Source organism: Streptomyces sp. NPDC042346, from assembly GCF_055581845.1.
Genome location: NZ_JBVJEH010000002.1, coordinates 869,225 through 880,066, shown reverse-complemented (window position 1 = coordinate 880,066; position 10,842 = coordinate 869,225). Strand labels below are relative to the sequence as shown.

Annotated in this window: 8 protein-coding genes and 1 pseudogene; 7 read left to right on the top strand and 2 right to left on the bottom strand. The window is 72.2% G+C overall.

The features are described from left to right. The first annotated feature begins 2 nt into the window (after positions 1 to 2). From ACZ6K0_RS12615 to ACZ6K0_RS12600, 4 genes are all read left to right on the top strand, one after another. Entirely contained in the window at positions 3 to 404 is a 402-nt protein-coding gene (locus ACZ6K0_RS12615; protein ID WP_469231956.1) for a nuclear transport factor 2 family protein, read from the top strand. A gap of 115 nt (positions 405 to 519) precedes the next feature. After that, positions 520 to 1,596: a branched-chain amino acid aminotransferase gene (locus ACZ6K0_RS12610; RefSeq protein ID WP_376399142.1), complete on the top strand. Its 1,077-nt coding sequence runs from the start codon at positions 520 to 522 to the stop codon at positions 1,594 to 1,596. Between the two features lie 150 nt (positions 1,597 to 1,746). Beyond that, on the top strand, positions 1,747 to 2,553 hold the full coding sequence (locus tag ACZ6K0_RS12605) for a methyltransferase domain-containing protein (RefSeq protein WP_469231954.1): 807 nt from the start codon (positions 1,747 to 1,749) through the stop codon (positions 2,551 to 2,553). 176 nt (positions 2,554 to 2,729) lie between these two features. After that, positions 2,730 to 3,920 (top strand): cytochrome P450, encoded by a 1,191-nt coding sequence (locus ACZ6K0_RS12600; protein ID WP_469231952.1) that lies wholly within the window; start codon positions 2,730 to 2,732, stop codon positions 3,918 to 3,920. A gap of 31 nt (positions 3,921 to 3,951) precedes the next feature. Here the strand turns inward: ACZ6K0_RS12600 and ACZ6K0_RS12595 are convergent, their stop codons facing one another. Further along, entirely contained in the window at positions 3,952 to 4,359 is a 408-nt protein-coding gene (locus tag ACZ6K0_RS12595) for a MerR family transcriptional regulator (RefSeq protein WP_469231951.1), read from the bottom strand. Between the two features lie 49 nt (positions 4,360 to 4,408). Between ACZ6K0_RS12595 and ACZ6K0_RS12590 the strand changes: the two genes are divergently transcribed. After that, the gene (locus tag ACZ6K0_RS12590; protein WP_469231949.1) at positions 4,409 to 5,305 is read left to right on the top strand and encodes an NAD(P)-dependent oxidoreductase; all 897 of its coding nucleotides are present in this window, start codon (positions 4,409 to 4,411) and stop codon (positions 5,303 to 5,305) included. Positions 5,306 to 5,333: 28 nt separating this feature from the next. Here ACZ6K0_RS12590 and ACZ6K0_RS12585 read toward each other — a convergent pair whose 3' ends face one another. Then, complete coding sequence (locus ACZ6K0_RS12585; RefSeq protein ID WP_469231947.1) at positions 5,334 to 8,594, bottom strand: AfsR/SARP family transcriptional regulator; 3,261 nt, start codon at positions 8,592 to 8,594, stop codon at positions 5,334 to 5,336. A gap of 172 nt (positions 8,595 to 8,766) precedes the next feature. Here ACZ6K0_RS12585 and ACZ6K0_RS12580 point away from each other — a divergent pair, with 172 nt between their 5' ends. Continuing rightward, positions 8,767 to 10,314, top strand: coding sequence for an outer membrane protein assembly factor BamB family protein (locus ACZ6K0_RS12580; protein WP_469231945.1), 1,548 nt, complete (start codon positions 8,767 to 8,769; stop codon positions 10,312 to 10,314). Between the two features lie 101 nt (positions 10,315 to 10,415). Next, positions 10,416 to 10,799 (top strand): annotated as a pseudogene (locus tag ACZ6K0_RS12575) (SDR family NAD(P)-dependent oxidoreductase); the annotation flags it as partial. Between the last annotated feature and the right edge of the window lie 43 nt (positions 10,800 to 10,842).

Genomic DNA, 10,842 nt, shown 5'->3' with positions numbered 1-10,842 from the left:
GCATGCGGACCGACGACTCCACCGCCACCGCCACCGCCACCATCGCTTCTTCGGCCGCCGAGGCCGATGTGCGCCGCTACTACGACCTGGTCGACGCCGGTGACGTCCCCGGCCTGGTGGGCCTGTTCACCCCCGACGCCACCTACCACCGCCCGGGCTACGAACCGTTCACGGGACACGAGGGCCTGACCCGCTTCTACGGCGGCGCCCGCGTCATCCGAACGGGACGGCACACGCTCAGCAAGATCCTCGTCGAGGGCTCGGACATCGCCGTGCACGGCGAGTTCAACGGCGAACTCCACGACGGCACCACGGTGGCGCTGCGCTTCGCCGACTTCTTCCAGCTCACGGCGGACGGCCGGTTCGGCCGTCGCGACACCTTCTTCTTCGCACCGCTCGTCTGACCGCCGCGCGTCCCCTCGCACGCCCCGCACGCCCTGCCTCGCACGTACTGCCCCGCACGCACTGCCCCGCACGTACGGCCTCGTCCCGTACCGACTCGTCCCTTAAGGAATCGCCATGACCCTCACGTTCGACCAGAACCCCGCCGCGTCCGCCCCCCAGCCCGTCCGTTCCCCCGGCCACGGTGACGCGTTCACCGACCACATGTTCACCCTGTCGTGGAACGCGTCGGACGGCTGGCACAAGCCCGCGCTGGAGCGGCTGCACGACCTCACCCTGCACCCCGGGACGATCGGTCTGCACTACGCCCAGGTCATCTTCGAGGGCCTCAAGGCCCACCGGCAGGCCGACGGCGGGATCGCCGTGTTCCGGCCGTGGGAGCACGCCCGCCGCTTCCAGCGCTCGGCCCGCCGCCTTGCCATGCCGGAGCTGCCCGCGGAGGTCTTCGTCGACTCCATCGAGCAACTGCTCCGCGCCGACCAGGGGCTGCTCTCCGACGACCCGAGCCACAGCATCTACCTGCGGCCGATGATGTTCGGTGCGGACGCCAACCTGATGCTCCGCCCGTCCTACACCTACGAGTACCTCGTCATGGCGTTCGTCGCGGGCGGCTTCTTCGGCAAGGCGCTGGAGACGGTGTCGGTGTGGGTCAGCCACGAGCACAGCCGTGCCATCCCGGGCGGCACCGGCAACGTCAAGTGCGCCGGAAACTACTCCGGTTCGTTCGTCGCGCAGCTCCAGGCGCAGGAGGCCGGCTGCCAGCAGGTGGTGTGGCTGGACCCGGTGGAGCGCACCTGGGTCGAGGAGATGGGCGGCATGAACATGTTCTTCGTGCGCGGCACCGGCCCCGGGGCCGAGATCGTGACGCCGTCCCTGAGCGGGTCGCTCCTGCCCGGCGTCACCCGTGACACGCTCCTCGGGCTCGCCGAGGGGATGGGGTACGTCCCCCGGGAGGAGAAGGTCTCCCTGGAGCAGTGGCGCCGCGAGTGCGCGGAGGGGCGCATCACCGAGGTGTTCGCCTCCGGCACGGCGGCCGTCGTCACCCCCGTCGGTCACGTCAAGGACCGCGACGGCGACTGGACGATCGGTGACGGAACCCCCGGCCCGGTCACCCTCGCCATGCGCGACGCCCTGGTCGACCTGCACCACGGCACCGCTCCCGACCCCCAGGGCTGGCTCCACCGCATCTCCTGACGGCACGGGACCCGAGGGACCGTACGCAGTCGATGCGCCGTGCCGTGCCGTGCCGTGCCGAGTCGAGTCGTGCCCGTGCCGTGAGGGCCGATCGGCTCAGGCACGGCGCGCCTCGGACGTGCGCGCGGTCGTCGGTGGAGTATCGGTGGGATGACAGAGTTCAGCGGCCGCTACGGCGAGGCCGTCTTCCGGCCCGAGCAGGCGGGCGAGGGCGAGCGCATCGACTTCGGCGCCCTCGCCTACGACGACATCACCATGGCGCGGCTGCGGGCGCTCGGGGCCGGCCCGGGGTGGCGGTGTCTCGACGTGGGCGCCGGCACGGGCACGGTATCCCGGCGTCTCCTCGCCGAGGCCGGGGTGGAGAGCGTGCTCGCCGTGGACCGCGACGTCCGCTTCGTGAGCGAGCGGCCGGTGCCGGGGCTCGACGTGCTGGAGGCCGACATCACCGCCCCGGACTTCGCCCCCGGCCGGTTCCGGCTCGTCCACGCGCGCTTCGTGCTGATGCACCTGACCGAGCACGACCGCCTGATCACCGCGCTCGCCGAACTCGTCGAGCCCGGGGGAGTGCTGGTGCTCAGCGACGCCGTCGACCTCACGAGCGACCGTACGCCCGGCACTCCGTACACCTCGGTGATGCGGGCGATGTGGCGGGGACTTCGGGACGGCATCGGCACCGATGTGACCTGGGTGCCGTCCTACCCCCACCTGCTGCGCGGAGCGGGGCTCCTGCCCGTGGCCGCCGAGATCCACGTACCGCCGCTCCTGCCCGGCAGCCCCATCAGCCGATTCTGGGCGGACACCTGGCAGCGGAGCAGAGCGGCGATGCTCGCCACCGGCCTGGTCGACGACGCGGCCGTCGACGCGGCGATCCGGTACCTGGACTCCGCCGAGTGCGCCGCCCTGTCCGCCGGCATGCTCACCGCCTGGGGACGGAAGCCCGGGGGCACCGCCCGCTGAGCATTGCCTTCGGTGTCATTCATTGCAACGCATCGTTGCCTTCAGGTGCAGGGTCATTGCATCAATTTACCGTGCTCCACCTGGGTATATTCCCTTCTCGTGATTGACGATGCCCTGAACGCAACGTAGCTTTCGGGAAAAGTCAAACGTGTGATGCCGCGAGACGAGGAATGGTCATGAGCGAGTCCCTCCACACCGTCACGACGCTGCCGGCGGAGCGCCGGCCCGGCTGCCCCTTCGACCCGCCGGCCGAGCTGATCGAGGCCCGCGAGCACGGCCCCATCAGCCGCTACACCCACCCCGGCGGGAAGCAGGGCTGGATGATCACCGGACACGACCTCGTCAGGTCGGTCCTGGCCGACTCGCGGTTCAGCTCCCGCAAGGACCTCCTGAACGTCGTCGACTTCGAGCTCCCGCCGGCGCCGCCCGGCGAGTTCCTGCTCATGGACGAGCCCCAGCACAGCCGCTACCGGAAGCCGCTGGTGGGCAAGTTCACCGCGCGGCGGATGCGGCTGCTCACCGAGCGCGTCGAGCAGATCACCGCGGACTGTCTGGACGCCATGGAGCGGACCGGGCCGTCGGTGGACCTGGTGACCGCCTTCGCCAAGCCCATCCCCACGATCATCATCTGTGAACTCCTCGGGGTGCCCTACGAGGACCGGGACTCCTTTCAGGAACAGATCGACACGTTCATGGGCGGGGAGACGAACGACGAGGACCTGATCGCCGCCTACACCGCCACCCAGGACTACCTCGCCCGCCTGGTGGCCGCCAAGCGCGCGAAGCCCACCGACGACGTGCTCAGCGAACTCACCGACAGCGACCTGACCGACGAGGAGCTCCAGGGGATCAGCCTGATCCTGCTGGCGGCCGGCTTCGACACCACCGCGAACATGCTGTCCCTGGGGACGTTCGCCCTGCTCCGGAATCCGGAGCAACTCGCCGCGCTGCGCGCCGATCCCACGCTCGTCGACGGGGCCGTGGAGGAGATGCTGCGCTACCTGAGCGTCGCCAAGTCGTTCATGCGGACGGCGCTGGTGGACGTCGAGGTCGGCGGCCGGCTCATCGAGGCCGGCACGACGGTCGTCCTCTCGTACAACACCGCCAACCGCGACCCCGAGCGCTACGCCGATCCCCACACGCTCGACCTCCGGCGGGACGCCGGTGGGCACCTGGCCTTCGGCCACGGCATCCACCTGTGCCTGGGCGCCCAGTTGGCCCGCGTCGAGATGCGGGTGGCGTTCACCGCGCTGCTCGACCGATTCCCCACGCTGCGCCTGGCCGTGCCGGCCGAGGAGGTCGTCCTGCGCCCGGAGGCCGCGGACATCTACGGGGTGAAGAGCCTCCCCGTCACCTGGGACGTGTGACCGGCGGAAGGCCGTTGGCCGGGCGGGCCGTTCAGGAGGCGACGGGCTGCGCCTCGACACCGGTGAACGGCGGGTAGTGCTCGTCGCTCACGCGCTCCGCCGCGTCGATGTAGTCGGTGAGAGCCTCGCGGGACCGGGTGAGCCGGTCCACCTGGTCGTCGATGCGCCGCAGCCGCGAGCGCATCGCGGCCAACAGCTCGGGACAGCCCGCGAGTTCAGGGGTCTCGCCGACCGCGCAGGGCAGCAGGTAGGCGATGTCCTCGGAGGACAGTCCGGCACCGAGCAGGTGTCGGATCTGCTTCACCCGCAGCAGGGCGCTCTCGTCGTACTCGCGGTATCCGTTCGTGCCGCGATCCGCCTCCAGGAGGCCCTGGGCCTCGTAGTAGCGCAACTGGTGGGCGTTGACGCCCGCCCGTCGACTCAGTTCCCCGATCCGCATCGCAACCTCGCTTGACCTTCACACCGACATCAACGTTGACGATGCTGCCATGAACAACACCCCACTTACCCCCGTGACGGTCATCGGCCTCGGACTGATGGGCCGGGCACTCGCCGGGGCCTTCCTCGCAGCAGGACACCCCACGACCGTGTGGAACCGCACGTCCTCCAAGGCCGAGCAGTTGGTCGCCGCGGGCGCACGGTCGGCGCCGACCGTCGGCGACGCGCTCAAGGCCGGTTCCCTGACGATCGTCTGCCTCACCGACTACCAGGCCGTGTACGAGCTGCTCGGCCCCGACGAGATCGACCTGGCCGGTACGACACTGATCAACCTGTCCTCGGGGAGCTCGGGCCAGGCGCGCGAGGCCGCCCTGTGGGCCGAGCAGCGCGGGGCCCGCTACCTGGACGGCGCCGTCATGGCCATCCCGTCGGGGATCGGGACCGCCGACGCGCTGATCCTCCACAGCGGGCCGCAGCAGGTCTTCGAGGCGCACGAGCCGACGCTCGCCGCGCTCGGCACCGTGACCCACCTCGGAGCGGACCACGGCCTGGCGTCCCTGTACGACGTGGCCGGCCTGACCATGATGTGGAGCGTCCTGAACGCCTGGCTTCAGGGCACCGCCCTCCTCAGGACGGCCGGTGTCGACGCCGCGACGTACGCGCCGTTCGCCCGGCAGATGGCCGTCGGCGTGGCCGCGTGGCTGCCCGGGTACGCCGAACAGATCGACAAGGGCTCCTTCCCTGCCGAGGTGTCGGCGCTGGAGACCGAGGCACGGACGATGGAGCACCTGATCGAGGAGAGCGAGGCACTGGGGGTCAACGCCGAACTGCCCCGGCTGATCAAGGCGATGGCGGACCGCGCGATCGCCGCCGGGCACGGCGGGGAGCAATATCCCGTGCTGATCGAGGAGTTCGGCAAGCCGAGCCCCCACACCGGCATCGGCTGACCGGCCGCAGGCTGATCCCCCGGAGCTGTCAGGGGCCAGGGGTCACCGGCTCCGGCTCCGGTTCCGGGGGGATGTCGTCGGAGGCGTCGCTCAGCCCGTCGCGTGCCAGGCCGTACTCCCGGGGATGGTCGCCCGCCCCGGGCAGGGAGAGGGCGGTGCGGAACTCCTGCCGTGCCTCGGCGTGACGGCCCGCCGCCGCGTACGTCCCGCCGAGGCGGATGCGGACCCCCATCTCCAGCCAGGTGCTCGTGTGCCGGGTCAGCGTCGACACCGCCTCGTGGTGGGTGTCGACGGCCGAGCGCAGGTCGCCCCGTACGTGCTCCGCCGCGGCGAGCCGCGACAGGCCGTCCGCGCGCAGCGGCAGGTCCTCGGCCTCGCGGGCCAGCTCGGCCGCCCGCCGCAGCAGGTCCGTGGCCTCCGCGTGCCGGCCGAGGGCCAGGTGGGCGTCGGCGGCGAAGCACAGGGTGCTGCTGATCGTTCGGGGGCGGCCGTTCTTCTCGGCGAGGGCGAGGGCGGTGTCGTAGTGGTCCAGGGCCTGTTCGTGCCGTCCGTGGTGGGAGTGGATCGCGCCGAGGTTGCAGTGCGCCATCCCGGTCAGCCAGTCGTCGTCGAGACCGGCCGCCAGCTCCAGCGCCTCGCCCAGGTGGGCCGACCCCTCCTCGGTCCGGCCCAGCGGCCACGTCGCGGCGCCCAATCCGGCGATCGCCCGGGCCCGGTTGCGGCGATCGCCCTGACAGCCGGCGTCCCGCAGCGCCTCGGCGAACCACTCGCCCGCCTGCCGGAACCTCCCCTGGTAGACCTCCACGATGCCCATGCAGATGCGCAGCGAGGAGGGCATCCGCCGGTCGGTCGTCATGTCCGCGCAGGCCAGGGCGCGTTCCAGGGCGGTGCGGCACTCGTGGAAGTGGCCCTGCCGCGCCAGGTGGTCGACGAGGGCCTCCGCGAGCCGGCAGGCGTGGTCGAACTCACCGGCGGCGGCCGCGAAGGCCACCACGTCGACCAGGTCTCCGCCCGCCGCGTTCAGCCAGGCGGAGGCCTCACTCCAGCCGGGGAAGGGCGAAGCGGTGGTGTCGCGACCCGTGGTGTCATGACGCTCCCCGGGGAAGGCCTCGGGTCCCCAGTCGCTCGCGATGCGGCCCGCCGCCGTGTAGAGCCGCAGCACGGCGGCGCGGTCGGCGGCGGCCTCCCGGGGCGCCTCGGCCGCGAGACGCCGGGCGTGCGCCCGTACGAGATCGTGCAGCCGGTAGCGGCCGGGATGCGGCTCCTGGAGCAGACTGGCGTCGACCAGGTCCTCCAGGAGCGCCTCGGCTTCCGCACCGGACCCGCCCAGCATGGCGGCGAGGGTGAGCCCGTCGAAGCGGGCGGTCGGAGCCGAACCCAACGCCCGGAAACCGCGCCGCAGTTCGGGGGTCAGCTGGTCGTACGACATCCGGAAGGCGGCCTCCACACTGCGGTCACCGGCCCGCAGCTCGCCGAGGCCGCGCGCGTCGTCGGACATCCGGCCGGCCAGGAAGGCCAGCGTCCAGGACGGGCGGTTCTGCAGACGGGCGCTCGCGATGCGCAGGGCCAGGGGAAGGCCGCCGCAGCGCAGGGCGAGCTCCCGAGCAGCCTCGGGCTCGCGGTCCGCCCGGGACTCCCCGAGGAGTTCCCGGAAGAGACCGACGGCGTCGCCGGAACCCAGCGGCTCCACAGTGAGCCGGAGATCGGCGTCGAGGCCCGGCAGCCGCTGCCGGCCCGCCACCAGGACCCGGCTTCCCGGCCCGGCGGGCAGCAGCGGCCGTACCTGCTCGGCGCTGCGGGCGTTGTCCACGACCAGCAGCAACCGCAGGTCGCTCGTCGCCGCACGCCAGGCCGTGACGAGCTCCGTCACGTCGTCCGGGTCGATCGAATCGTCGAACTGTGCGCTGTCGTAAGGGCGTTCCGCGCTGAACCCGCGGACCGCACGCAGCAGTCGGCGCAGGGCCCGCTGCGGGCCGACGTTCTCGTGGGCCGCGCCGTACGCGTGCAGGTCCACGAACAGGCAGCCGTCGGGATGAGCGTCGCCGAGGGCCCAGGCGGCGCGGACCACGAGGGCCGTCTTGCCGACGCCCGCCGTGCCGTCGACCGTCGTCACGGAGACGGCGCCGGGCGCCACGGGGGCGGTGAGCAGGGCGAGTTCCTTCTCGCGGCCGACCAGGCAGGCGATGTCGCCGGGCAGTTCGTTCCGGCGGGGAAGGTGGGGAAGGCGGGGACCGCCGGGACGGCGGGCGCGGTCGGGTCCGGGGTCGGGGGAGCGCGTGGGGCCGGTGTCGGCCGGTCCGGTGGGGTGGTGTCGTCCCGGCGGTGAGCCCTGGGGCGTGATCTCCGTGTCTCCGTCGGCGAGGGCCGCGTGCGGACCCGGCGCCCGGCCGAGCAGGGACCGGTCCTCCCGGCGCAGGACCGCCTGGTGCACGCGGCGCAGCTCCTCGCCCGGCTCGACGCCCAGCTCGTCGAGGAGCCGCCGCCGCGTCTCCTGGTACACGGCGAGCGCCTCGGCCTGCCGGCCGCTGCCGTACAGGGCGCGCATCCGCAGGGCGGCCAGCGGCTCGTCGTGCCGCTGGGCCGGTGCCGCCGCCATCAGACCGTCCAGGGCCTCCGCGTACCGCCCGAGGAGGACCAGGCACTCGGCGCGGTCCTCGTGCAGGGCGCGCCGCTGCCGGGCGAGGCGGTGCCGCTCGGTGTCGGCGAGCGGCCCCGGCAGTCCGGGCAGCGGTTCGCCGCGCAGCAGCTCCAGGGCCCGCCCGCCGTGGTCGAGAGCGCCGTCGAGGTCACCGGCGTCCTTCGCGCGCCGGGCGCGACCGGCGTGTGCGGCGAGGTCGGCGAGGTCGGTCCGGGTCTCGCCGGGGACGAAGCGGTAGCCGCCGTGCCCTCCTTCGATCACCGACCGGGCCGGCCCGGCACCCGCCGCGTCCAGCACCTTGCGCAGCGCGTACACATAGCTCGGCAGGACCCGGTGACCCGTGCCCGGAGGCTCCGTGCCCCAGACGTCGTCGAGGATCTGTCCGTACGTCACGAAGGCCGGCGCGCGCAGGATCAGGGCGGCGAGGACGGCCTGTCGCCGTACCGGGCCGAGGACGAGGAGGGACTCGCCGCGACGTGCCCGGACGGGCCCGAGCAGCTCGATCCGCAGCCGTCCCGTCGTCCCGTCCGGACCCTCTGCCTCCGGGCCCGGACCCTCTGCCTCCGGGCCGGGACGCCCAGCCTCCGTGCCCGGACTCTCTGCCTCCGGGCCGGGGCTCGCTGCTTCCGCGCCCGGACCCGCCGCCTCCACGCCCACTTCGCAGCCCCAAGTCCCCGTCTTCCCTGCCCGCGCAGGAGCCCAAGTCTCCCGCATCAGCGGGATTTCATCCGCACTGCAGGACGCCACGACAGTGTGTGCCTCGTCATGCCGGGTGGATACCGTCGAGGATTTCGCTCGGACCGGCGGACAGTAGGGGAGACCGATGCACCACCCGCCACAGCCTTGGTACCGGCCGCACCAGACGCAGCAGACGGTTCCGGACAACCCGTACGCCCCCGAGGGCTACACCCCGCCGGAGCCGCCGCCCCGCCGCCGACGCTTCGGCAAGGGGCCGCTGATCGCGACGGTCGTCGTCCTGCTGCTCCTGGCGGCGAGCGGATGGGTGTACGCCCTCACCGACGGCCGGTGGGGCGGCCCCGCCGCGCCCGTCGCCGACAAGGCCCCCAGCCCCTCCGCGACGCCGACACCCTCCCGTACCCCCGCGGTCCGCACGCCGACACCGCAGCGGATCCCGTCGTCGGACGAGATCAACGCCGGGCGCAAGCCGGGAGACGCCACGGCGTGGATCGCCGACGACCTGACCGATCTGCCCCGGCGCTCCATCAAGCTCTACCCCCTGTGGGTCGTCGGCGACACCGTCGTCCAGGCCGGGTACGACAAGGTCACCGCCCGCCGTCTGTCGGACGGCGTCGAGGTGTGGAGTGTGCCGCTGCCGGCCTCCGTCTGCGAGACCCCCGCCAACCCGACCCCCGACGGCAAGATCGTCGTGGTCTACAAGAGCAACCGGGACTGGACGGGGAACCGCTGCAACCAGCTTCAGATGATCGACCTCAGGACCGGGAAGGCGGGGTGGCACAAGAAGCTCACCGAGACCGGTTCCATGGACGGCACGATCACCGTGAACAGCGCCATCAGCGGCGGCACCCTCGCGATCGTCCAGAGCATGAAGGCGGCGGCGTACCGGGTCGACACCGGAGCCAAGCTCTACGACATCCCCGTCGAGAACCCGGGGAAGTGCTACCCCGACGACCTCGCGGGCGGCCCCCGGCTCGTGGTGAGCTCCACCTGCGCGATCGGCGTCGACCGCGCCACGTCCTACCACCAGCTCCGCGAGCTCGACCCGCGCACCGGCAAGGTCCGCTGGCGCTACCGCACCCGGCCGGGCTGGTCCGTCGGGAAGATGCTCTCCGTCGAACCGGTCGTCTTCACCATCTACCACCACGAGAAGCTCACGGACGACTGGCGGGTCGTGGCCCTGAAGCCCGGCGGAAAGCCCGGCATCACCATCGACGCCCGCCCCAAGGGGTTCACGTACTGCGCCGGCGCGGGGGACTCTGGCGGGAACATGCAGCTCTGCCCGGGCACCGCCGTCGGCAAGGACATCGTCTTCCTGGGCGGAATCGACCGGGTCGGCGGCTACAGCCTCACCACCGGGAAGCTCGTCTGGGGCGTGAAGTCCGGGGGCAGCACCCTCCATCCCCTGCGCGCGGACGGCGGCTCGTACGCCCTCGTCTACGAGGCGGCCACGGCGGAGCAGCCGGGCAGGATCATCCGGCTCGGCCCGGGCGGCGCGGATACGGAGAAGCAGGTGCTCCGGCATCCCGCGACGGCCCGGTCCACGGAACTCCGCATGATGGCGGGACGCCTGGCCTATGCGAACGGCCGGATCGTCATCTCGCCGAGCGGGGTGTCCGGCAACGACGCGGACCACCAGGCCCGCATGCTGTCCTTCGCTCCCGGGAGCCCGTAGCCGGTGGAGACCCGGTTACCGCTCAGTGATCACGCAGTGGTACGTGCCCGGTTACGGTCGGTGTCGTTCCAGTGAGTCGCTTGACGTCTTCAGGAGAAGTGATGGGCAAGTACGCCGGCAAGAAGGCCGTGGTCATCGGTGGGACGCACGGCATGGGCCTCGCCATGGTGCAGGGGCTGCTCGACGGCGGGGCCGAGGTCCTGCTGACGGGGCGGAACAAGGACAACATCGAGACCGCGCGCCGCGACCTCGACGGGAAGGCCGTGCACGTCCTGCGGTCGGACGTCGCGAGCATGGGCGACATCGCGGAGCTGGGCGCGGCGGTCGAGGAGAAGCTCGGCCGTGTCGACGCCGTCTTCGTGAACGTCGGATACGCCGCCCTGGAGCCGATCGCCCTCGTCACCGAGGAGACCTACGACCGGCAGTTCGACGTGAACACCAAGGGCGTGTTCTTCACGGTGCAGAAGCTCGCCCCGCTCGTCAACGACAGCGGGTCGATCGTCTTCACCACCTCGATCGCCAATGTGA

Coding starts and splice junctions, on each gene's coding strand:
- ACZ6K0_RS12605 (WP_469231954.1), top strand. CDS start 1,747: ATGACAGAGTTCAGCGGCCGCTACGGCGAGGCCGTCTTCCGGCCCGAG.
- ACZ6K0_RS12580 (WP_469231945.1), top strand. CDS start 8,767: ATGCACCACCCGCCACAGCCTTGGTACCGGCCGCACCAGACGCAGCAG.
- ACZ6K0_RS12600 (WP_469231952.1), top strand. CDS start 2,730: ATGAGCGAGTCCCTCCACACCGTCACGACGCTGCCGGCGGAGCGCCGG.
- ACZ6K0_RS12610 (WP_376399142.1), top strand. CDS start 520: ATGACCCTCACGTTCGACCAGAACCCCGCCGCGTCCGCCCCCCAGCCC.
- ACZ6K0_RS12615 (WP_469231956.1), top strand. CDS start 3: ATGCGGACCGACGACTCCACCGCCACCGCCACCGCCACCATCGCTTCT.
- ACZ6K0_RS12595 (WP_469231951.1), bottom strand. CDS start 4,359: ATGCGGATCGGGGAACTGAGTCGACGGGCGGGCGTCAACGCCCACCAG.
- ACZ6K0_RS12590 (WP_469231949.1), top strand. CDS start 4,409: ATGAACAACACCCCACTTACCCCCGTGACGGTCATCGGCCTCGGACTG.